This window comes from Xanthomonas sp. SS, assembly GCF_014236835.1.
Lineage (GTDB): Bacteria > Pseudomonadota > Gammaproteobacteria > Xanthomonadales > Xanthomonadaceae > Xanthomonas_A.
In genome coordinates this window covers 5036776-5061305 of the sequence record NZ_CP051190.1, presented here as the reverse complement: position 1 = coordinate 5061305, position 24530 = coordinate 5036776, and the positions used below count along the sequence as shown (strand labels likewise).

Genomic DNA, 24530 nt, shown 5'->3' with positions numbered 1-24530 from the left:
CCGGGTTTTTGTTGTTTTGAGCGCCTGTGGCGCGACGAGAGAGAAATGGCGATGGACAAGGATTCCGCTGGCATGCGCACCACGATGGCCGACCGCTTCAAGCGCGGCGTGGCGATGCTGCTGTGCTGCACCGTCACCTGGACCTCGCTGCCGCTCTACGCGCAGGTCGTGCCGGTCGCCAATCCTGGCGGGCAACAGCCGGGCCAGCAGGCCGCGGCCAACGGCGTGCCGGTGGTCGACATCGTCGCCCCGAACGCGCGCGGCGTCTCGCACAACCGCTATTCGCGCTTCGATGTCGGCGCCAACGGCCTGATCCTCAACAACAGCGCCAACATTTCCAAGACCGAACTCGGCGGCTACGTCGCCGGCAACGACAACCTGAAGAACAGCGGTGCGGCCACGCTGATCCTCAACGAAGTCACCTCCAGCGCCAGCCGCCTGCAGGGCTATACGGAAATCGCAGGGGCCAGGGCGCAACTGGTGATCGCCAACCCGAATGGCATCAGCTGCGACGGCTGCGGCTTCCTCAACGCCTCGCGGGTCACCCTGGCCACCGGCACGCCGCAACTCGGCAGCGACGGTGCGTTGAACGGTTTCGGCATCGCCGGCGGCGTGCTCAGCGTCGGCAGCAACGGCCTGGACGCGTACAACGTCGATCGCCTGGATCTGCTGTCGCGGCAGCTCAGCGTGGACGGCTCGGTGTGGGCCAAGGACCTGCTCGCCAGCACCGGCACGCAGCGCATCGGCTACGACGGCATGCTGCTGGAGCTGCTGCCGGGCAGCGATGGCGCGGCGCCGTCGATCGGCATCGACGTGGCCTATCTCGGCGGCATGTACGCCGACCGCATCCGCCTGATCGCCACCGAAGCCGGTGTCGGCGTGGTCAGCCGCGGCACCCTGGCCGCGCAGAGCGGCAGCCTGCAGATCGATAGCGCCGGCCAGCTCAGCCTGAGCGGTACCACGGTCGCCCGCGACGACGTGGACCTGCGCGCCGCAGGCACATTGACCCAGCAGGGCACGCTCGGCTCGCAGCAGGCCGGCGTGCGCCTGCGCGCCGCGCAATTGAGCCTGAGCGGCGACACCGTCGCCAGCGGCCTGCTCGACGCGCGCGCCAGCGGCAGTTTCCTCCATAGCGGGCGCAGCAGCGCTGGCGCGATCAGCCTGTTCGGCTCCGAACTCGATGCCGGCGGCACGCTGTACAGCAGCGGCGCGTTGAGCCTGGACGCGAGCGGCAACCTGCACAACAGCGGCGTGGCCTATGCCGGCACCGCGATGGCGTTGCATGCCGGCGGCAGCTGGCTGCAGAGCGCCGGGACGCTGCAGAGCGGCGGCGCGATGAGCATGCAGGCGGCGCAGATCGATGCCGCCGGCACGCTCGACGCCGGTGCCGGCCTGGGCTTGCGCAGCGATGGCGACATGCGCCTGTCCGGGTTGGTTCAGTCCTGGCAGGACGCCGCATTGCAGGCCGGTGGCCGCCTCGACAATGCCGGCCAGCTCAGCGCCGGCGGCCGCGTGGACATCGCCGCGGCGGCGATCGGCAACAGCGCCAACGGCGTGCTGTCCGCCAGCGGCGACGTCGCCCTGGCGACCGCCGGCACGCTGGACAATGCCGGCACCGTGTACGCCGGGCGCGACCTGCGGATCGATGCGGCGGCCTTCGCCAACGACGGCAGCAGTTATGCCGGCCGCAATGCGGACATCGCCAGTAGCGGCGCCACCCGCAGCCGCGGCAGCCTGGTCGCCGGCGACGCGTTGCATGTGGACGCAGCGCAGTTCGCCAGCAGCGGCGAACTCGGCAGCCAGCGTGGCACCACCAGCGTGTACAGCCGCGGCGATCTCGCGCTCGACGGCGCCGTGGCGGCGAAGGGTGCGCTGACGGCGCAGGCCGCGGGCGACCTGCGCCAGTCCGGCACGCTCAGCGCGTCCAGCGCGCAGCTGCAAGCCGGCGGCGATACGTCGCTGGACGGCACGCTGAAGACCGACGGCGCACTGCAGCTGAGCGCCGACGGGCAACTGCGCAGTGCCGCCACGATCGCCGCGGGCGGCGACGCCGATCTGCGTGCGCAAGGCATGCTGCTGCAGGCCGGACAGATCCAGTCCGGCGGCGCACTGCGCCTGCAGGGCGCGGACATCGACCAGTCCGGTGTGCTCGACGCGGGCACCACGCTGTCCCTGCGCAGCGCCAACGCGATGCGCCTGGCCGGCACGCTGCAGGCGCGCGGCGACGTCGCGCTGGACAGCGCTGCAACGCTGCAGAACCAGGCGCAGGTGATCGCCGGCGGCAACCTGGCGGTGGCCGCTGGCAGCCTGGACAACGCCAGCGGCGCGGCACTGTCGGCGAGCGGCGATGCCACCATCGGCAGTGCCTCTGCGCTGCGCAACGACGGCAGCCTGCATGCCGATGGCGCCCTGCGCCTGAGCGCCGGCAGCTTCGCCCAGACCGAGACCGGCAAGGCCTACGGCGGCGCAAGCCTCGACCTCGCCGCGACCGATGCGGTTGACAACCGCGGCGACCTGATCGGCGGCGGCGACGTGCGCATCGCTGCCGGCAGCATCGCCAGCAGCGGCCAGCTGGGTAGCCAGCGTGGCCAGCTCGGGCTGGATAGCCGTGGCGATCTGAACCTGGACGGCGTCGTGGTCGCGGCCGGTGCGTTGCGCGCCGCCGCGCTCGGCGACGTGCACCAGCGTGGCAGCCTGCAGGCGCAATCGGCGCAGCTGCAGGCTGGCCGCGATCTGACCCTGGCCGGCACGCTGCGCAGCGCGACGACGCTGCAACTTCAGGCGCAGCGCGCGCTGAGCGTGGACGGCCAAGCCGTCGCCAGCGGTGATCTCGGCATGCGCGGCGCCAGCGTCGCGCTCGGCCAGGACGCCGTGGTGCAGACCGCCACGGCGCTGCAGCTGGACGCGGGCACGATCGACAGCCGCGGTACGCTGGATGCGGGAACCGATCTGAGCCTGCGCAGCCAGGGCCAGCTGACCCTGGCCGGTATCGCCCAAGCTGGCGGCGATGTGGTGCTGGAGGCCGGCGCTGCGCTGGACAACAGCGCCCAGGTCGTCGCCGGTCGCGATCTGCACGTGAGCGCCGACAGTGTGGTCAACCGTGCCACCGGCGCATTGGCTGCGGCGGACACGCTCGACCTGCGCGTCGTCGGCCTGCTCGACAACGCCGGCCGCCTGCGCGGCCAGAAGTCCCTTCTGTTGCAGGCCGGCAGCTTCCAGCACAGCGGCGAGCTGTACGCCGGCCAGGCGCTGGATCTGCACAGCACCGGCGCGCTGGACAACCGCGGCACGCTGATCGCCGGCGGCGACCTGCGCATCGATGCCGGCAGTCTCAGCAACAGCGGCCAGCTCGGCAGCGAGACCGGCCAGGTGACGCTGAGCAGCCAGGGCGACATGCAACTGGGCGGCAGCGTGATCGCCGCGCAGGCGCTGAGCGCCAACGCGCTGGGCGATCTGCAGGTGGATGGCGCGCTCAAGGCGCAGTTGGCCACGCTCGCCGCCGGCCGCGACCTGAGCGTCGCCGGTGGCGCGCAGACCGCCGCCGGGCTGGAGCTGCAGGCGCAGCGCGCGCTGCGCGTCGATGGCCAGGCATTGGCCGGTGGCGATCTGCGCCTGAGCGGCGCCAGCATCGCCACCGGTACGGCCGCGGTGCTGCAAGGCGCAGCTGCCGTGACCCTGCAAGGCGGCGCCATTGACAGCCGCGGCACGCTCGATGCCGGCACCGACCTGACGTTGCGCAGCGACGGCGTGTTGGCAGTCGCCGGCGTGGCACAGGCCAAGCGCGACATCGCGCTCGATGCCGGTGCCGCGCTGAGCAATGCCGGCCAGATCGTGGCCGGCCGCGACCTGAGCGTCGCCGCGCAAAGCATCGACAACGCCGCCAGCGGCACGCTGGCCGCGCAGCGCGCAGTGCAACTCTCCACCCCCGGGATGCTCAGCAACGCCGGCAGCCTGCAGGCCGGCCAGGCCATGACCTTGGACGTCGGCACGCTGCAACACAGCGGCCAGGCCTACGCGGGCGATCGCCTGACGTTGCGCGCCAGCGGCGCGGTGGACAACCAGGGCGCGCTGATCGCCAAGCATGATCTGCAGGTGGACGCCGCCAGCATCGCCAGCAGCGGCCAGCTCGGCAGCGAGACCGGCCAGGTTGCGCTGACCAGCCAGGGCGATGTGCGTCTGGGCGGAATCGTCGCCGCGGCCACGCAACTGAAGGCGCAAGCGCAAGGCGATCTGCTGCAGTCGGGCACCCTCAGCGCGCAGGCACTGGACCTGCACGCTGGGCGCGATATCGCCATGGCCGGCCAGGTCACGGCCACGCAGTCGCTGCAGGTCCAGGCGCAGCGCGACCTGCACGTGGACGGGCAAACCAATGCCGGTCAGGGTGCGTCGCTGAGCGCGGGCGCCACATTGAGCACCGGCAGCCAGGCCGTGCTGCACACCGCCGGCGCGCTCGCGCTGACCGGCGCACGCATCGACAGCCAGGGCACGCTGGACGCCGGCACCACGCTGGCCCTGACCAGCAGCGGCGATCTCGCGCTCGCCGGCATCGCCCAGTCGGCGACGACGCTGAACTTGAATGCCGTTGGCGCGCTGAGCAACGCAGGCCAGGTCGTGGCCGGCACCGACCTGACGCTGACCGCGGCCAGCGTCGACACCGCCGCCAATAGCCTGCTCGCCGCGCAGGGCGATGCGAGCCTGACCGTAAGCGGCACGCTGACCAACGCCGGTGCGCTGCGGGCGCGCCAGCGCCTGCAACTGGACGTCGGCTCGCTGCAGCAGACCGGGCAGAGCTACGGCCTGCAGCGCCTGGGCCTGACCGCCAGCGGCGCCGTCGATAACCGCGGCGACCTGATCGCCGGCAGCGCGCTGCGCGTGGAAGCGGCCAGCGTCGCCAGCAGCGGCCAGCTCGGCAGCGAAAGCGGCGACGTCGCCCTGGTCAGCCATGGCGATCTCGCGCTGGGCGGCACGCTGGCCGCGGCCGGTGCGTTCAGTGCCCAAGCCGGCGGCGCGCTGTCGCAGAGCGGCGCGCTCAGCGCCGCGACCACGCTGCAACTACAGTCGCACGGCGACCTGACCGTGGCCGGCACGCTCTCGGCCAACCAGCTCACGCTGACCAGTGATGCCGCACTGCTCCAGCGCGGCACCGTCAACGGCAGCGACATCGCCTTGCAGGCGCAACGCATCGACAACGCCGGGCAGACGCTGTCCAGCGGCAACCTGAGTCTGCATGCCGGCGATATCGCCATCGGCGGCGTCGCCGCGGCTGGCGTGCGCAGCGACGGCAGTCTCGGCAGCAGCGGTGCGCTGGACCTGCATGCCGACCGCACCCTGAGCGCCAGCGGCAAGCTGATCGCCGCTGGCAACCTCACCGCGCGGGCCACCCAACTCAACCTGGCCGGCAGCACCACCCGCGTCGGCGGCGATGCCAGCCTGACCGCGAGCAACGGCCTCGATCACCGCGGCGCCGATCTGCTCGCCGGCGGTCTGCTGACCGTGCGCGCCGGCGGCAGCCTCGACAACGGCACGCTCAACGGCGTCGGCGGTCAAATGCAGGCCGCGCGCGTGGATCTGGGCGCAGCATCGTTGAGCAACGCCGGCGGCACACTGGTGCAGAGCGGCAGCGGGCAGACCCGCATCGCGATCACCGGCGCGTTCGACAACGGCAACGGCAAGCTGGCCACCAACGGCCAGGATCTCAACCTCAGCGCCGCATCGCTGAACAATGTCCAGGGGCGCATCGAACACGCCGGCACCGGCACCGCCACACTGAGCATCGGTGGCGCCGTCGCCAATGCCGGCGGCCGCATCCTGACCCAGGGCCAGCTGCAACTCGGCGCCAATGCCGGCATCGACAACCAGAACGGTGCGATCGCCGCCGCCGGCGACGCCACGTTGACCGCGGCCAGCCTGAGCAATGTCGGCGGCAGCGTGTCGGCACGCGGCTTGAACACCCAGCTCGGCGGCGCGCTCGACAACCGCAGCGGCGTGCTGCAGGCCTCCGGCGGCACCCTGACCGTACGCGCCGACAGCCTCGACAACCGCGGCGGCACGTTGCAGGCGGTCGCCAGCGGCGGTAGCGGCGGCGATCTGCGGACCGAGATCGCGCACACGCTCAACAACGATGGCGGCCTGCTCGGCGCCAGCAACGACGCCAGCATTGGCGCCGAGAACCTCAGCAACAGCGCCGGCACCGTCCAGGCTGGACGCGACCTGGCGCTGACCGCGCGCGGCCAACTCGACAACCACCAAGGCGGGCGCATCGGTGGCGGCCGAGACCTCAACGTCGCGGTCACCGGCGCGCTGCTCAACAGCGGCGGCCAGCTCGACAGCGGCAACGCGATGACCCTGTCCGGCGGCCGCATCGACAACAGCCAGGGCAGCATCGCCAACAACGGCGGCGGCCTGACCCAGCTCACCACCGGCGGCGAACTGCGCAATGCCGGCGGCAGCCTGGGCGGGCGTGGCAGCGTCGTGCTCAACGCCGCCAGCGTGGTCAACAGCGACGGCCAACTGGTCGCCGGCGGCAATCTCGTCGCCAACACCAACGCGCTCGACAACCAGCGCGGCAACGTCTACGCGGGCAATACGTTCCAGCTGCAGCGCGCCGGCGCCACGCTCGATAACCGCGGCGGCACCATCAAGGCCGAACAGGCGGTGCGTCTGAACCTGCAGAGCCTGAGCAACAGCGGCGGGCGCATCGGCGCCGGCAGCAGCGTTGGCGGCGCCGGCGACGTGGTCATCGATACCGTCGGCTTCGACGGCAGCGGCAACATCCTCGCGCAGAACCTGCTCGACCTGACCGTGCGCAGCGACTACACCCACCGCGCCGGTGCCGACATCACCAGCAACGGCGATTTCCGCCTCAGCATCGGCGGCAACATGACCAACGCCTCCGCGCTGAAGGCCGGGCGCAGCCTGAGCGTGACCGCCAACAACATCAGCAACGTCGCCGGCGCGACGATGCAGGCAGGCAATACCCAGTTGAATGCCGGCGGGACCATCGACAACGCCGGCGACATTTCCGCCAGCAACAATCTGCAGCTCACGGCCGGCAGCGTCTACAACACCGGCAGCCTGGTCGGCGGCAACGTGCTGGTGAACACCGGCACCCTGGTCAACGGTGCCGACCTGGGCGGCGCCACCGACAACGCCGCCTACGGCTCGGCGCTGATCGGCGCCACCAACGGCATGACCCTGCTGGTGCGCGACCAACTGCTCAACCGCGACGCCAGGATCTTCAGCCTCGGCAACATCGCCATCGGCGGCGCGCGCGACGGCGGTGGCACGCTCACCGCGCGCACTGGCACGGTCAACAACCTGTCCGGCAGCATCGAGGCCGATGGCAGCATTCTGATTGCGGCAAATCAACTCAATAACCGGCGGCGGACGATCACGACGGCCACCTCGCAACTGTCTGCCGACGAGCGCGCTGCCGCGAACCAGACGATGCCGGAGCAAGAGCTTCGCAACGATCCGGAGCCGGCCAACTATCACGGCCACAATCTCGGCGTTTTCCGAACCTTCGACGCGCAGCAAAAGGAAAGGGTGACTGCCGCCAGCGCCGAAGGCCGCATCGCGGCGGGCGGGAATATCGCATTGTCCGGCAGCGTCACCAACACCGCCTCGACGATTGCGGCAGCGGGTGCGCTGTGGATCAACCAGCGCGGTGTCTCCGGTTTGGCCGACGGCATGATCGCGGGCAACGAGAGCGTGCTGAATCAAGCGTTGGCACTCAATCAGAGATTCAACTACACCGATACCGAATACAAGGCCGGCACCGGCCCCAAAGGCTGCACGCCTCCGCCAGGGAAGGTGCAGTGCAGTGCCGAAGATGCGGAAAACCAGTCGGGCGGCAACATCGGCGGGAATACGGCATCCGTCATCGGTACCGGCACCATCGACACCAGCTACACCGCCCTTGCCGCCAACATGACCGGCGGACAGGGCGTGTCGATCAACGGCGCCACGATCAGCAACGGCGCCGTCGGCAGCGATGGCCGCAGCATCGGCGGCGCCGCGTTCAACGCCACGCAAGGTACGGCACTGAACCGCCGCAGCGCACAGAGCGCCAACGGTGTCGGCAATAAAGCTGTGCAGGCGCAGACCGGTGCGGCCGCAGACGGTGCAACGGTCAGCAACCGCATCGTCAGTGCCAGCATCGGCCCGATCCGCATCGACGACGGCCAGGGCTCGTTGGTTAAAAGTACCGATGCGTCCGCCGCCAACGTGCAACCGCAGACGGTGCAGGCCAGTCTGTCCAACGCGGGCAGCACAGCCCAACGCCAACAGATCGACCCTGGCACTGGCAATGTGCAGCAAGTGGTTGGCGGTATCGGCACCCCGCTCGGCAACATCACCTTGCCGATTGGCGGCCTGTACCGCCTGGTCGGTGCCAACGGCGCTAGCTTCAACGCGCTGGGCCGCGCCGCCAACGGCCTGGGTGGTGTCAACGCCAACCGCAGCAATGGCCCCGGCCGTCGCTACCTGATCGAGACCGATCCGCGCTTCGTCAATTACGACAACTTCATCAGCAGCGACTACCTGCTCGACAAGCTCGGCGTGGATCCGGAGTGGACCCAGACCCGCCTGGGCGACGGCTTCTACGAACAGCGGCTGGTGCTGGACCAGATCACCCAGCTGACCGGTCGCCGCTACCTGGGCAACTACGACGACGGCGTGGCGCAGTACCGCGCCCTGCTGGACGGCGCCGTGGCCGAAGCCGGCGCGCTGCACCTGGATGTGGGCGTCGCCTTGACCGCCGAGCAGGTCGCTGCGCTCACCCATGACATCGTGTGGATGGTCGAACAGGAGTACCAGGGCCAGAAGGTGCTGGTGCCGGTGGTGTACCTGTCGTCCAGCACCGCGCTGACTTTGCGCAGCGACGGCGCCCTGCTTGCCAGCGACAATGGCGACGTCTCACTCAACGCCACCGCCGGCCTGAGCAACAGCGGCACCATCAGCGGCGTCAACGTCAGCGCTACCGCCGGCACCCTGCTCAACCAGGGCCGCATCGCCGGCACCGGCACGGTCAGCCTGCAGGCGCAGCAGGACCTGCTCAACCTCGGTGGCCAGATCATTGGCCGCGATGTCCTGCTGAGCGCCGGCAATGACCTGCTCAGCAGCAAAAGCGGCGGCGTGCTGAATGCAGGTTCCGGCATCACTGCCGACCGCAATCTCCTGATCAATGCCGGTCATGACCTGACCCTCACAGGCGTCACGGTGCAGGCCGGCGGCAGCGCCGCGCTGCAGGCCGGCAACAACCTCGTGCTGCAGCCAACGGCAAGCTCGGAAGAACGCGGCTTCACCCGCGACGGCGCGACAACGACACTCGCCACTGGCGCCGACCTGTCGCTGCTCGCCGGCAACGACCTGCAACTGCACGGCGTCGCCATCACCGCTGGCGGCGACGCCGCGCTGCAGGCCGGCCACGACCTCTCGCTGACTCCGGTCACCGATTCCAACGGCAAGGCCACGGTGCGCACCAACATCGTCACCGACGGCAGCCTGCAACTGGCGGCCGGCAACGACATCACCATCCGCCAGGCCGAAGTAAAGGCCGGTGGCGACCTGATCGCTGCGGCCGGACACGACCTCAACGTCGAATCGGTGCTGGGCGAGAGCACCACCACCACCGACCACACCCGCCAGGGCAAGACCAAGGTCACCACCACGACCACTACGCAGGACCTCGATCAGCAGGCGCTCACCGCCGGCGGCAACCTGATCCTCAGTGCCGGCAACGACGTCAACCTGGTCGCGGCCAAGCTCGACGCGGGCAAGGGCTTGGCCGTGGTCGCCGGCAACGACATCAACAGCACCATGCTGACGACGGTGGACAGCAGCGACACGCTGGAGACACGCAAGCGCTTCAAGCAGACCACCAGCACCACCGATGAGACCGTCCACGGCACCGAGTTCACGGCCGGCAGCGACATCGCCCTGCAGGCCGGCCACGACGTGAACCTCACCGCGGCCAAGGTCTACACCGACACCGGCAGCGTATCCGTGGCCGCCGGCAACGACGTCAACCTGCTCGCCGCGCAGGAGCAACACGACGCCGAACAGGACATGCAGAAGAAGAAAAGCGGCTTCTTGTCCAGCAAGACCACCACCACGCACGACGAGTGGCACGACAGCACGGCGGTGGTCACCACGCTCAGCGGCGACAGCGTGCAGATCGCCGCCGGCAACAACCTGCTGTCACAAGGCGCGCAGGTCGCCGGCACCGGCGACGTGGTGCTGGCCGCAGGCAACGACCTGACGCTGGAGACCGCACAGAACGAGCACAGCGAAGAGCACGACAAAAAGGTCAAGAAGACCGGCTTGTACAGCGGCGGCGGCTTCAGCGTCACGCTGGGCGCCAGCAAGAAGACCGATACGCTCGACGCCACCGAAATCACCAACAGCGGCAGCCTGGTCGGCAGCACCGACGGTTCGGTGACGATGACTGCCGGCAACGCGGTGTCCATCACCGGCAGCGACGTGCTGAGCAAGACCGGCACGGCCATCGTCGGCAAGGAAGTGACGATCGCCGCGGCCGAGAACCGCGTGGACACGGTGCAGACCTCCAAGCAGCAGAGTGCGGGGATCTCGCTGGGCTTGACCGGTGGTTTGGTCGATGCGGTACAAACCGCGTATAGCGCGGTCGAGCGCGGCTCCGAGGTCGAAGATGATCGGCTCAAGGCGCTGTATGCAGTCAAAGCGGGTTACTCGATCAGCGATGCCGCCGGTTTGGCTAGCAACGGCTTGAAGGGCTACAACGGCGAACCAGTTGCCGGGAACATGACGAAAACCGGCACGGCTTCAGCAGACGGTGCCCAAGGTGCAGCCAATGCCACAGGCGTAAGCCTGCGCATCGGCATCGGTGCCAGCAGTTCCTCGAGCAAGACCACCACGCACGAGGAGACCACAGGCGGCAGCCGCATCCTCAGCGACGGCAATGTCACCATCGCGGCCACTGGCGGCGATCTCAACGTGATCGGCAGCAAGATCAGTGGCGAGAATGTCGCGCTGGCAGCGGCCAACAACCTCAACCTGCTGAGCCAGCAGGAAAACAACACGACGAAGTCGGAGAACAAGAACGCTGGCGGCGAGATCGGCTTCAGCGTCGGTGCAACGACGGGCTATTACCTCACCGTCTCGGCCGGCAAGGGCAGCGCCAAGGGCAACAGCGACCTGCATACCGAGAGCGTGGTCACCGCCAACGGCACACTGACCCTGGCCAGCGGCAACGACACCACGATCAAGGGCGCGCAGGCGGTTGGCGACAAGGTGCTGGCCAATGTCGGCGGCAACCTGCTGATCCAGAGCGAACAGGACGAGAACGAGTACAAGAGCAAGCAACAGCAGGCGAGCGTTACGCTTGCCACCGGTTCGGGCAGTGGCGGCAGCTACAGCCAGCAGAAGGTCAACAGCAGCTACACCAGCGTCAAGGAGCAGACCGGCATCCAGGCAGGTGATGGTGGGTTCGACATCACCGTGGGCGGCAATACGCATCTGATCGGTGGAGCCATCGCCAGCACGGCCGATGCATTGCGCAACCATCTGTCTACCGACAGCCTGACCGTCGAGGACTTGAAGAACGAGTCCGAATACAAGAGCAGCGGCGTGTCGGTGGCAGGTGGTTCGGGTAGCAGCATGGTCAGCGTTGCCGCTGGCACCGCGTTGAGCATGCTGGGCAATAGCAGCGGCAACAACAGCAGTACGACGAAGAGCGATATTGCTGCGGGAACGGTCGAGGTTCGCAACGGCGATCAGTCCGCGTTGGCCGGATTGGATCGCACTGCGAGCGAACTGCAGCAATCGGGGCTGAAGGAAATCTTCGATCAGAAGAAGCTGGCCGAGCAACAAGAGTTGTCGGCAGTGGCAAGCGAAGTCGGCTTCCGTACCGCTGGCAATGTAGCCGAGTACATGCAGCATCGCGCGCAAGATGATTTGAAGCAGGCGCAAGCCAGTGGAGACCAAGCGGAGATAGACGAAGCGCTTTCGCGAATCGCTAGCTGGGGTGATGGAGGAACCGCAAAGACGTTATTGCATGGTGTAACAGGTGCTGCTGTGGCCGCGCTTGGAGGTGGGGATGCTCTCGGCGGCGCACTGGGCGCTGCAGCTGCAGAGAAAGCGAAACAGGCGATGTTCAACTACCTGTTGGCGCAAGGTCTTTCCCCGAATGACGAGACATTCAAAAGCCTCATCGAATTGGGTAGTGCTGCCCTGGGCGGCGTGGCTGGCCAAGAATCGGGCGCTAATGCTGCATTGGCGGGAGAGCGCTTCAATCGTCAGTTGCATCCCATCGAACTGAGTTTCATCGCGGCGAAGGCCGACGATTATGCGGCGTATGCAAATATCAGCGAGAAGGAGGCGGCGCAGCTCCTGATTACCTCGACGTTGGATCAAATAGATAACGACTCGCAGACATTGACCAGGAGTCAGGACACTGCAAAGTATCAGGCGGCTGCCAACTGGATAGCGAGTGAAGCGGCCAAGGTAAATCTTGGATTCGTCAATGAAAATGGCGAGAATCAACAGGCGTTTACTACAAGCATTAGTCAGTTCTACGACTCCACGCTGTACGACGGTCCATATCGAGGGACGATCCTGTCCAAGCTAACGGACAAGGTACTCGGTACAGATCTGACAGCGAGTCATCCGATCAAGATGGATGACTATCTGTCTGTGGCCTCGGACCTGAAGTTGGGAGGGCAATATCAGGAGTGGCGTGCGACCCGCCCTGCGGATATCTCGCAGTGGAGCGAGCAAGACCTGAATACCATGGTCGGATTCGTTCAGAAGAACGATCTTCGGAAAATGGCACAATTTGGCGTCTTCGGCCCGCCCGGGGCCACCTGGGTTTCGCTTTCGGATGGTGACTACAAAACTGCCGTTAACGATGCAGCGATGAATTTTGTTACCAGCGTTGCGCCTGTGGGTTCCGTGGGTAGGGCTTTAGAGCATACTGGTGAAGCGGTAGTTGATGCGTCTCGGGAGGTGAAAAGCTCGAATAGAGTAGTCGATGCCACACCTAAAGCAATTGTCAATGTGGATGTAACCAAAGCAAGTAAAGGCACGGCTGAATATACATTATTAAATAGCCCTCCTCCAAATGCTCATGTCAAGCTTAGTAATGGAACTGAATTCAAGACAAACGGAAGCGGATATGTGGAGGAGATAACATTTACTCCCTCCCTGACCAAAGGAGTTCGTGACGCGCGTCAGACTGCAGTGGGTAAAGAAGGGCTGGCGTCGGACGTTGGTGGTCATATCCAAGGTTGTGGCGTTGGTGGGACATGCGATCGTTTTAATCTTTTTCCTCAAGATAAAAATTTTAACAATTCTGCTTATAAGAAGTGGGAAAATGACGTGAAAGCTAGCCTTAAAAAAGGCGATGAAGTCGGAGCGGTGGCTGTACGTTTTTCGCGGGATAACCCTGCGTCAGCGAGACCAGACGCGTTGATTGTTGAATATTCAATAAATGGAAAGTTAATGCGCAAGACATTTAGAAATGAGGCCGGGGGGTGAGCATGGATAGGCAGATTTATATACTTAATAGGATTGTTCAGCTAATGCATGGCTCTGCTCTTGAGAGTTATGATGAATTGCGTTGCGAATTTTCGTATGAAAAATACGACGACAGTTGGTCTGTAGGATCGGAGTATTCTTTTGTTTGCGATGGAGTATCTTTTAGCAAGCTATTAGATGATCCGGAAGATGAGGCTTCCGCACTTATTCGTGAGCTGCATGATTTAATGGAAAATCATACGGGTGGGAATTGGAGTAAATTTCTCATAACGGTAGATTCATCTGGCGCTGCTAAAACTGAGTTTTTTTATGGGTCGACACAGTAGATTTTAAGTTGTTATTTAAGCAATTATATTATTAAAATATGGTTCCATGAGGTGGCGCTAGATGCCACGCTATTTTATGGTTAATGGATTATAGGATCTATAATGGATAACAGGCTCGGGTTTACTTAAAAAAGCATCTTCGCTTTGCAGCCCAAAGCAGTTGGCATCCCAAAAAAACCGGGAAACCGGGGTCAGAGTGTACTTTCCCGACCCAAGCTCAGGCGCTTACCTGATGGGGTCTTGGATAAACGACGCTGGTCCCACCGCAGAGCGAAGGATGGGACATGCCACGCGCCCCCCCGACTGGATCTCCTCGGCGTCGCCCAGCATATCGTGCAGCGGGGCAGTGACCGGTAGCCAGGCTTTTTTACCGACATCGACCGGACGCGCTATCTGCAGGATCTGCACGAACTTTCGATCAAGCTCAGAGTTGCCGTGCATGCTTATGTGTTGATGACCAACCCTGTGCACTTGCTGCTCACCAGCCAGCAAACCGGCACGATGCCAACGCTGATGCACTCGCTAGGTCGCCGCTATGGACAAGACAGCTGCCATCCGTCTCAACCTGCGGCGCCAACATGCGCTGGGCAACGACCGCTTTCGTACTGCCATTGAGCGTCAACTTGGCCATCACGCCGGGCCCGCTGCGGGGATAGATCGGTAGCCGAAGGTTAAACTGACGGAAGAGAAAAAGTGCACTCTGACTCCGTTTCTGCAGAATCGTTACTGGATATCCGCTAATACTCCAGAGAATCCTAAGTCATGAAAAATAATTATAATCTAATAGAAAAAAATCTAAAATTAATAGTTTTTGGGCTAATCAACCAGCCTGGCGTTGCGGTTCACTTTCCCGATTGCGGGATGTCATATTCGGATCAAATGGATCAAATGATGGAGTGGATTGATGATGCGGGAGAGTGCAGTTTGGCTTATGAAAATATAGTGTGTCTATTGGATAAATATCCATTCAATTTATCCGGTAAATTGGCGGTAAAATTGCTAGAGGTCGGGCTTATTCTTGGTTTCAAGACTGAATTGGAGATAGATAAAGAATTCGATATTCGCTGTAAATAGTGCGAAATAGATTCTGTCATGTAAAATGTGCGCGGCATGCTTGCGGACTCTAGGACATTACGGCCTGAGCAGCCGCGCGATCTACTAGCTTTTTTGCTCGGCGTGCGCCGGCAGCAAGCTCAAAGCCAGGCGCAGGTCCACCGTGTCGCTACCGAACTGCGTCGCCAGGCGCGCGCTCTCGGCATCGTAGGCGGCCGTCAACGACAGCAACGGCAATGCGTCGCGCGGGGCGTAGACGCTGCCGACCACATGGCCCGCTTCGCCGTTGCGCGAGCGGGCCTTGTCGAAGGCGACGTCGCTGCCCACGAATTCGGCATGGGTCTTGTCGCCGCGGAGGTAGGGCAGCAGCCATTGCACACTGTGTGCGAGCGAGGCGCCGCTGCGCGCCTGCCAGTGATACAGGTCGTCGCCACGCTCGGAGAAGGCCAAGGCGAGAGTCACCAGGGGGCGCAGGTCATAGACATGGTAGGACAGCGCATCGCGCTCGATGAAGTCGATGCTCTGGCCGTCCGGGCGCAGGTTGTCGCCGATCTGTTGCTTGAATCCATCCCTGGCATAGGCGATCAATGCGTCGTCGTCCAGCGCGATGCCGATCAGGCCGACGGTCTTCAAGCGATGGCTATGCCAGTTGTTGGTGGCGGTCTTGCGCTTGATATCGCGCGACGCGATCTCGGCACGCGCAATGCGCCGCATCCAGTCGTCGACGTCATGGCGGGTGCCGGTGGGCAATTCCTTCCTGACGATGCGGTAGGCAAAGATCGCCGGCTCCAGGCCGGTCTCGTCGATGGGTTGACCGGTCGGCTGGTTCACTGCGGCCCATTGGCCGAGATAGTTGCCGGCTTTCGTTGCATAGCGCTCCTCGCCGGTCAGGGCATAGGCCACGGCCAGCGCCTGGATCTTGCGCATGTCGCCTAGGCTCGCTTCGGTGCTTGCCTTGACAGGGTCGCCTTTCAGGCGGCCGGCGGTGCTCAGCACGGCGATGGGGTGCGCGGTGTCGTGAAGCGCCGTGTCAGCCAGGCGCAGTTGCGCGGCAGTCGCGTCGCTACCGGTTCCGAGTTGGCGCCATTGCTGCTCGGTCGGCCAAAGGCGCTGCATGGCAGCGGCTGGGGCGCATGTGGACAGGGCAAGGACGGCGATGGCGAGGCTTACTCGCAACCTGGCGAAAGACATGGGCACTCCGTGCGGGCGCGGCGATCACGACGTGGACGAATCTATGCCGCGCGCCATGAACCGGGCGTGGCTTCAGGCAAGAGGGCGGGAGGCAGCGACCATCGCTGCATCTGCCAGACAATGCGCCGCAACCTGGCGGCAAGATGATGGTGCAAGCGCTGGCTGCACGGCACGATGAGAGGGAAATCCCAGTTGATGCCGCATGCCGGGCTATCCTAGCCACCCTTGCTGCTGGCTTCCCACGATGACGACCGATGCGTCACAACCCCTTGTTCTCTCCGCCGTCGAAGCCCGTGCGCTCGGCTGCCTGATCGAAAAGGAAGCCACCACGCCGGATGCGTATCCGCTCACGGTCAATGCGACGGTGGTGGCCGCCAACCAGAAGACCTCGCGCGAGCCGGTGATGTCGCTGAGTCCGGGCGATGTGCAGCATGCGCTGCGCCAGCTGGAAGGGCGGGGGATTGCGCGGCAGCAGTTCTCTTCGCGTGCTGTGCGCTACGAGCATCGGTTGGCAGCGGCATTGGATCTGACCCAGCAGCAGGTGATCCTGATCGGGCTGCTGTTGCTGCGCGGCCCGCAGACGGCGAACGAGCTGCTGGCGCGGGCCGAGCGCATGGCACGCTTCGCCGATGCCGAGGACGTGCGCCACCAGTTGGAGCGCCTGGCACAGCGCCAGTTGGCGGTGCAGTTGCCGCGCGCCAGCGGCCAGCGCGAGGATCGCTACATGCATCTGCTCGGCGGGCCGATCGATGCGGAGGCGCTGTCAGCGTCGTTCAAGGCGCGCCCGGCGACGTCCGGCAACGACGAGCTGGAAGCGCGGGTGCAGGCGTTGGAGGCCGAGGTTGCGGAGCTGCGCGAGATCGTCGCCGCATTGCAGGCGCAGAGCAGTACGGCATAGCGCCGTTGTCACGCAGGAGGCTGGCGGCAGTGCGCTGGCGCGCGTCGCTAGCGTGTCTTCGGCATCATTGCCTTGCTCAGCGACTTGTCGAAGGCGATGCCGCGAGCGGTTTCTGCCAACCGCTCGGCGACGCTGGACGTTCGGATCCTGCTGTCTCCACTGTTGCTGGCGCGTACGACTGTCGCGCCACCGGCTGCATCGATCCTCATTCGATCTCCATCTGCGGAATCAACATCAGCAGATCGGTCACGCCCACCTCCGCGCCGGCCTGGCTGAGCAGGGTGGTGGCTTGGCCGCGATGGTGGGTCTGGTGATTGAAGAAGTGCAGCAGCACATCTCCGAAGCGCCGGCGATGGGCGTCGCCGCGGGTGTTGCGGTAATGCAGCGTGATGTCCAGGTCCGCGGCGCTCACCTGCGTCATCCAGGTGGTGGTGGTGGCGTCCAGCGTCTGGCGCTGGGTCGATAGTGCAGCCAGGGTCGTGGCCTGCACTGCATCCAGCGCGGCGGGAATCGGAGCGGCGGCGATCGCGCTCAGTGCCGGGTACTGCGCCGGATGCTCGGCGAAACGCTGCAGCCAGATCGTATCGGCCACCACCAGGTGGTTGAGCGTGCCCAGCAGCGAGCCGAAGAAAGCACCACGCGGCTGTGCGACGGCCTGTTCCGGCAGGGTCGCTGCGGCCGCATACAAGCGCTCGTTCATCCATTGGTTGTAGCGCGCCAGCAACTGCAGCGATTCCAGGGTATCCACGGTTCAAGCCTCCGGTCGCTCGTTCGAGGCAGACAGGTCGCGTGCGTACAGCTCGACCTCGTGGGCATCCGTGGCGATCCGCATGCGGCCCTGTGCGGCGAAACCCAGCGCCTTCAGCAATCGCGTCGAGCGCGCGTTGTCCGGTGCCACGATCGCGCACAGGCGCGGCAGCGCTAGGGTGTGTTGCGCGTACGTCAGGACAGCGCGCGCGGCTTCGCTGGCATAGCCGTGGCCTTCGTAAGGCTGCAACAGGGCATAGCCCAGGTCCGGGCAGGGCAGGGCGGGACGCAGCACCAGGCCGGCCACGCCGAGCCAGGCGCCGTCGTCGCGGCGTTCCACGGCATACAGGCCAAAGCCGTTCTGGGCATAGCTGAGCACCGCGCCGTCGGCGAGGTAGCGGCGCGCCTGGTCTTCGTCGCGCACGCCGCGGTCGCCGATATGGGCCAGGAAGCCGGGGTCGTTGAGCAACGCCAGCATCGCGGCGGCGTCGCGGTCCGGCTCCAGCAAGCGCAGGCGCAGGCGCGCGGTTTCGATCACGGTGGACACTGCACGTCCTTGGGATGGCGATCGCGCCAGCGTGGCGCGGCCTGTGCGGATTGGCAAGCTGCGGAGGGGGCGCGGGACACGCGGCGCTTGTACGGCTTCGCCGCGCGAAGGAAGACGTCGTCTGCTGCCGGCTCGTCGGCCCTATGGCCAAGCCGCCGATGCGCAGGCAGCGGCGAGTGAGGGCCTCCCACCGCCGCGCAAGATGGCATCCGGCAGCGCAGGGTACCCACTTAGGCGGGCATCCCAAACCATGCTGTACCGACGCGGGGCGCCACTGCCGACGCGACCGTCAATGCCGCACAGGACCACGGCAACGACGCCCGGCCTGCCGCTTACGCGACCTTGCCGACAGATGCAAGCAAACGTCTAGTTAACAGCTTCACACGGTGTGTCGGTATTCTGGCGCCCATGCGATCCATCCCCCGCCTCGCCCTGCTCTTGTCCTTGCTGTCGCTGGCCGGCCTCGTCCAGGCGCGCGGCACGATTGAAAAAGTCCAGATACAAGGCCTGGACAAGGACGACGACGCGGCGATGATCGAGAACATCGAAGTCTCGCTGTCGCTGTACCAGACCATCGGCAAGGTCCAGGGCGAATCGCGCCTGGAGTACCTGCTGAGCCAGGCCGAGCGGCAGACCCGGCAGGCGCTGGAGCCGTTCGGCTACTACACCCCGACCATCACCGTCGAGGCGCCGCGCAACGACGACAAGCTGACCGTCACCCTGCACGTGGACAAGGGCGAGCCGGTGCGGGTGCGCAACTTCCATGTGGGCATCACCGGGCCGGCCGAGGACGACAGCTACCTGGGCGAGGACCTGCAGAAGTTCCATCCCAAGGCCAATGAGGTCTTCGACCACACCACCTACGAGACCAGCAAGGTCGCCATCACCCGGCGCCTGGCCGAGCGCGGCTACTTCGATGCCGACTTCACCCAGCGCCGGGTCGAGGTGACCCGCGCCGACCATGCCGCCGACATCGACCTGAGCTGGGACAGCGGCCGCCGCTACAACATGGGCGCGATCCGCTTCCACCAGGACTATTTCAATCAGGACCTGTTCGATCCGCTGGTGTACTGGGACGAAGGCAGCTACTACCACGAAGGCAAGCTGGACCGGCTGCGCGAGTCGCTGGTCAAGCTCGACTATTTCAGCACCGTCGACATCCAGCCCAAGCCCGAAGAGGCCGACGCCGACGGCAACGTGCCGGTCGACGTGAACCTGACCCGCGCCAAGCGCAGCATCTACACCAGCGGCATCAGCTACGGCAGCGAGAGCGGCGCCGGCGTGCGCCTGGGCGTGGACCGCCGCTACGTCAACGCGCGCGGGCACAAGCTCAGCACCCAGTTGGACTATGCGCAGAAGCGCAAGAGCCTGATCACCAGCTACCGGGTGCCGGCGTTCCGCTGGCTCGACGGCTGGTACACCGCCTCAATGCGCGCCTACGACGAGCAGACCGACTACATCGACCTGCGCAACCTCAAGCTCACCGGCAGCCGCAGCGGCGAGATCAACGAACACTGGACCGCGATCGCCTCGCTCAACGCGCTGCGCGAGCGCTGGCGCTACGCCACCGACGAGGTGTTCGACAACGCGCTGTATCAGTACTCCACGCTGGTCTATCCGCAGATCGAAGCCGACTATGTGGGCGTGGACGACAAGGTATTCCCGCGCAAGGGCTTCAGCGGCAACCTCAGCCTGCGCGCCGGCGCCGAAGGGCTGGGCTCGGACGCCAGCTTCACCCAGGCGCACATGCGCCTGAGCTGGTTCCAGGGACTGGGCGACAACAGCCGCCTGCTCCTGCGCGGCGAAGCCGGCAGCACCTGGACCAATGCGCTGGTGGCGATGCCACCGAGCCTGCGTTTCTTCGCCGGCGGCGACAACAGCATCCGCGGTTACGCGTTCCGCGAGGTCGGCCCGCGTACCGCCAAGCCTGACCGCTTCGCACTCGGCGCCAAGAACGTGCTCACCGGCAGCGCCGAATACGAGCATTACTTCAAGGGCGGGCCGTGGGGCGGCGCGGTGTTCGTCGACAGCGGCAGCGCCTTCGACGATACCCCCGACTGGCACACCGGCGTCGGCTTCGGCGTGCGCTGGCGCTCGCCGGTGGGGCCGGTGCGGGTGGACATCGCGCATGGCCTGAACGATCCCGACTCGCAGTTCCAGCTCTATCTCAACATCGGAGCCAACCTGTGAGCGCGACCGGCCCCGCCACGCCTGCACCGCCGCCGTCGCGGCGACCGCGCTTCTACCGGCGCAAGCGTTTCTGGTGGGGCTCAGGACTGACCATTGCCGGGCTGGGTTTGCTGACCTTGCTGGCGCTGTACTGGCTGCTGCAGACGGTGGCCGGACGCGATGTGCTGCTGGCGCAGATCGTGGCGCGGCTGCCGGCTGGTTCATCGTTGACCTGGGAGCGCGCCGAAGGCCCGCTGGCCGGCCCGCTGACCCTGTACAACCTGGATTTCCGCTACGACCAGATTCACTTCACCGCCGAGCGCGCCTACCTGGATCCGGACATCCGCCCGCTGCTCGGGCGTAAGCTGCAGCTCGACACGCTGCAGCTGAAGAACGCCACGCTCAACCTGGCCAAGAGCGACGAACCGTTCGAACTGCCGAGCTGGCCGCAGTCGCTGCCGCAGATGGAAGTGCCGCTGGCGCTGCAGGCCGATCGCATCCTGATCGACGGACTGCGCATCACCCAGGCGCAGCAGCCGATGATCGACATCCACACGCTGCGCGGCGGCATCGAAGTGGCCAATGGCGAATTCCGCGCCAGGCAGCTGCTGGTGACCAGCGACCGAGGCGATTTCCGTGTCGATGGCGATTACGTGCCGGCGCAGGACTACAAGGCCAACCTCACCGCCAGCGCGGTGTTGCCGGCCGCGCGCGGGCGCACCCCGGCGCGGCTGGGCCTGGTCGCGCGCGGCAATCTGGACAAGATGGAAGTGGCGATCGCCGGCAACGCGCCGGCGCCGCTGCGCACCACGCTGGTGTTCACCGGCCGCACCGATCCCACCTGGCAGTTCGCGGCGAGCAGCAAGGCGCTGGACCCGTCGCTGTTCGTGCCGCCCGGCGATACCGCGGCCCCCGCCAGCGAACCGATCGCGTTCGACCTGAGTGCGTCGGGCAAGGGCGGCGACGCCAAGCTGCAAGGCCAGCTCGCATACGGCGCGCAGAAGCTGACGCTGGACCCGTCCAACGTGCGCCTGGACAACCAGGTGCTCACCGTGGCGCCGCTGCAACTGCGCGCCTTCGACGGCCAGGCGCGGCTGCGCGGCACCGCCGACTTCCGCGATCCGAACAACGCCACGTTCCGCTTCTCGGTCAACGCCAGCGGCCTGAATTTCGCTACCGCGCCGGATCCGTCCACCCCGGACGCGCCGGCCGTGCCGATCAAGCTGGTCGACGCCAACCTCGGCCTGGCCGGCACGCTGCAGCAGTGGGCCACCTACGGCGAGGCCACCGTGGCGCGCGGCAAGGACAGCGCCGAACTGCACCTCGACGTGCGCGGCAACGACCAGCGCGCGCAGCTGGCGCAGGTGCAGGCGAAGATGCCCAGCGGCATGCTCGATCTCGGCGGCGAAGTGGTGTGGGCTCCGGAACTGAGCTGGGATCTGAATGCCAAGCTGGCCGGCTTCGATCCCGGCTACTTCGCACCGGGCTGGGACGGCAACCTGTCGGGCCAGTTCGCCTCCAAGGGCAAGCAGTTGCCGGCGCATGCCGATGGCAGCGCCGCCGGCTACCAGGCCAGCCTCGACGTGCCGCGCTTGAACGGAAAGCTGCGCAGCCGTCCGCTCGACGCCAACGGCAAGTTCGCGCTGCAGGGCGAGCAGGGCGAAGGCAAGCTGCAACTGGCGCTGGGCGACAGCCGCGTGCAGGCGCAGGGCAAGGTCGGCGACCAGCTCGACATCGATGCGCAGCTGCAGCCGCTGCAACTGGCCGACCTGCTGCCCGGCGCCATCGGCAGCCTGCGCGGCAGCGTGCAGGTCAAGGGCCGCCGCGATGCGCCCGACCTCACCGCCGACCTCAGCGGCAACGGCCTGAAGTGGGACAGCTACGGCGCCGACAGCGTCAGCCTGCGCGGGCGCCTGCCGTGGCGCGGCAGCGGCGGCGAACTGGCGCTGCGCGGCAGCGCGATCAGCGCCGGCGTGGCGCTGGAGACGTTGCGCGTGGATGCGCGCGGCGCGGTGGAAAACCTGCAGCTCGATGCCGACACCCACAACGACATGGGCGCGCTCGCCTTCGCCGGGCAGCTGCGCCGCGATGGCGCGCGTTGGCAGGGCGGCTTGAACACGCTGCGGGTGGCACCGGCCAAGGGCGAGCCGTGGCAACTGCGGCAACCGGCCACGTTCGCCATCGCCGGCAGCGCGTTTACGCTTTCCGATACCTGCCTCGGCGCGAGCGGCGGCGGCGCGTTGTGCTTGGCCGCCAACTGGCCCAAGCAGGGCCTGACCGTGCGCGGCGACGCGCTGCCGCTGTCGCTGGTGCAACCGTGGTTGCCGCCCAACAGCGGCCGCAAGATGTACCTACGCGGCGAACTCACGCTCGACGGCAGTTTCAAGCCGGCAGGCAACGCCTGGCAGGGATCGCTGCGCCTGGCCTCGCCGGAAGGCGGCTTGCGCCTGGGCGACAACGCACGCGGCGAACTGGTGCGCTACGACCAGTTCAGTTTCGTCACCGACTTCACCGCCCAGCACATCCACTCCAAGCTCGGCGTCGGCTTCAAGGGCGACGGCTTCATCGACGCCACCGTCGATACCGGCTGGGATGCGTACGCGCCGCTCAACGGCGAGATCTACATGAACATGTCGCGGCTGTACTGGATGGAGCTGTTCTCGCCCGACCTGGTCCGGCCCAAGGGCCTGGTCGAAGGCCACGTCAGCTTGCGCGGCACGCGCTCGCAGCCGTCGATGGGCGGCAACGCAACGCTCAGCGACTTTACCGGCGAGCTACCGGCGCTGGGCCTGACCCTGAGCGAAGGCAAGGGCCGCTTCGACGCGCAGCCGGACGGCTCGGCGCGCATCGTGGCTTCGGTCAAATCCGGCGAAGGCACGCTCAACGTCGAAGGCGGTCTGTCCTGGTATGGCGACACCACGCCGCTGCAGTTGAACATCCGCGGCACCAACGTGCTGGTGTCCAATACCGCCGAACTGCGCGCGGTGGCCAATCCGGACCTGCAGTTCGGCATCGCCAACAAGACCATGAAATTGAATGGCCAGGTCACCGTGCCGTCGGCGGACATCGACCTTGAGCGGCTCGACCGCGGCACCTCGGTGTCCGAGGACGTGGTGGTGCTGGATCCGGCCGACCCCGAAGAAGCGCCGAGTTCGCCGCTGGAAATGGATCTGCGCGTGGTGCTCGGCGATCAGGTCAAGATGGCCGGCTTCGGCCTGAAGGGCGCGCTGACCGGCGCCATGCAGGTGCGCTCGCGCCAGGGCCGCGAGATGACCGCCACCGGCGGCCTCGACGTCAGCGGCCAGTACAAGGCCTACGGCCAGGACCTGACCATCACCCGCGGCCAGCTGACCTGGAGCAACAACATCGTCTCCGACCCGCGCATCAACATGCGCGCGCAACGCAAGGTCGGCGACGTCACCGCCGGCATCGACGTCACCGGCCGCGCCACCGCGCCGCGTGCCGACGTGTGGTCGGACCCATCGATGTCGCAATCCGAAGCGATGTCGTATCTGGTACTCGGCCGCAGCCTCAGCAACGCCAGCAGCGACGAAGCCGACCAAGTCACCGCCGCGGCCAGCGCGTTGTCGGCCGGCAGCGGCATCCTTGCCTCGCAACTCGGCGCCAGGCTCGGCTTCGACGACGCCGGCGTCAGCCAATCGCGGACCCTCGGCGGCTCGGTGGTCGGTTTCGGCAAATATCTGTCGCCGAAACTCTACGTCAGTTACGGCGTGTCGTTGGTTGGCAGTGGTTCGGTGTTGACCCTGAAATATCTGCTCGGCCGCGGTTTCGACGCGGAGGTGGAATCGAGTACGGTGGAGAATCGTGGGTCGCTTAATTGGCGGAAGGAGAAGTAGGCTTTCGTCTTTCATCTTTGCAAGCCTTCTTGCTCGCGCGGCAATGCCGCCGAAGCGGATCGTTGCGCCAGCCGCTGCCCGCGGACACAAAGTTCTCCAGCGCGCTACCACGATGACATCTTGTAAACTCGCCGGCCGGTAGCGGGCCTTGGGCACGACACTCGATCTGCAGGCATGGATGGAAATGCCGAGCCTTGCTGCACCTTTCCTACGTAAACATGGATGAC

At 66.0% G+C, this 24530-nt stretch carries 9 protein-coding genes; 6 read left to right on the top strand and 3 right to left on the bottom strand.

Translation table 11 applies throughout. The features are described 5' to 3' along the window. Positions 1–51 precede the first annotated feature (51 nt). The 3 genes from HEP74_RS21250 (at position 52) to HEP74_RS21240 (ending at position 14915) form a co-directional block, all read left to right on the top strand. Positions 52–13515, top strand: a complete 13464-nt coding sequence (locus HEP74_RS21250) for a hemagglutinin repeat-containing protein (RefSeq protein WP_185814554.1) — start codon at positions 52–54, stop codon at positions 13513–13515. 2 nt (positions 13516–13517) lie between these two features. Then, positions 13518–13841 (top strand): hypothetical protein, encoded by a 324-nt coding sequence (locus HEP74_RS21245; RefSeq protein ID WP_185814553.1) that lies wholly within the window; start codon positions 13518–13520, stop codon positions 13839–13841. Positions 13842–14603: 762 nt separating this feature from the next. Then, on the top strand, positions 14604–14915 hold the full coding sequence (locus tag HEP74_RS21240; RefSeq protein WP_185814552.1) for a hypothetical protein: 312 nt from the start codon (positions 14604–14606) through the stop codon (positions 14913–14915). An 84-nt stretch (positions 14916–14999) separates the two neighbouring features. Here HEP74_RS21240 and HEP74_RS21235 read toward each other — a convergent pair whose 3' ends face one another. Then, positions 15000–16085, bottom strand: coding sequence for an alginate lyase family protein (locus HEP74_RS21235; protein WP_255427824.1), 1086 nt, complete (start codon positions 16083–16085; stop codon positions 15000–15002). Between the two features lie 244 nt (positions 16086–16329). On the opposite strand from HEP74_RS21235, the gene HEP74_RS21230 reads away from it, so the two are divergent. Beyond that, positions 16330–16983 carry a YceH family protein gene (locus tag HEP74_RS21230; RefSeq protein ID WP_185814551.1) on the top strand — a complete coding sequence of 218 codons (654 nt, stop codon included), beginning with the start codon at positions 16330–16332 and terminating at the stop codon, positions 16981–16983. A gap of 205 nt (positions 16984–17188) precedes the next feature. Here the strand turns inward: HEP74_RS21230 and HEP74_RS21225 are convergent, their stop codons facing one another. Then, entirely contained in the window at positions 17189–17731 is a 543-nt protein-coding gene (locus HEP74_RS21225; RefSeq protein WP_185814550.1) for a DinB family protein, read from the bottom strand. 3 nt (positions 17732–17734) lie between these two features. Then, the gene (locus tag HEP74_RS21220) at positions 17735–18277 is read right to left on the bottom strand and encodes a GNAT family N-acetyltransferase (RefSeq protein ID WP_185814549.1); all 543 of its coding nucleotides are present in this window, start codon (positions 18275–18277) and stop codon (positions 17735–17737) included. A gap of 408 nt (positions 18278–18685) precedes the next feature. Here HEP74_RS21220 and HEP74_RS21215 point away from each other — a divergent pair, with 408 nt between their 5' ends. Beyond that, entirely contained in the window at positions 18686–20467 is a 1782-nt protein-coding gene (locus HEP74_RS21215) for an autotransporter assembly complex protein TamA (protein WP_185814548.1), read from the top strand. Next, positions 20464–24303 (top strand): translocation/assembly module TamB domain-containing protein, encoded by a 3840-nt coding sequence (locus HEP74_RS21210; RefSeq protein ID WP_185814547.1) that lies wholly within the window; start codon positions 20464–20466, stop codon positions 24301–24303. Before HEP74_RS21215 ends, HEP74_RS21210 begins: the two co-directional genes overlap by 4 nt. Positions 24304–24530 lie beyond the last annotated feature (227 nt).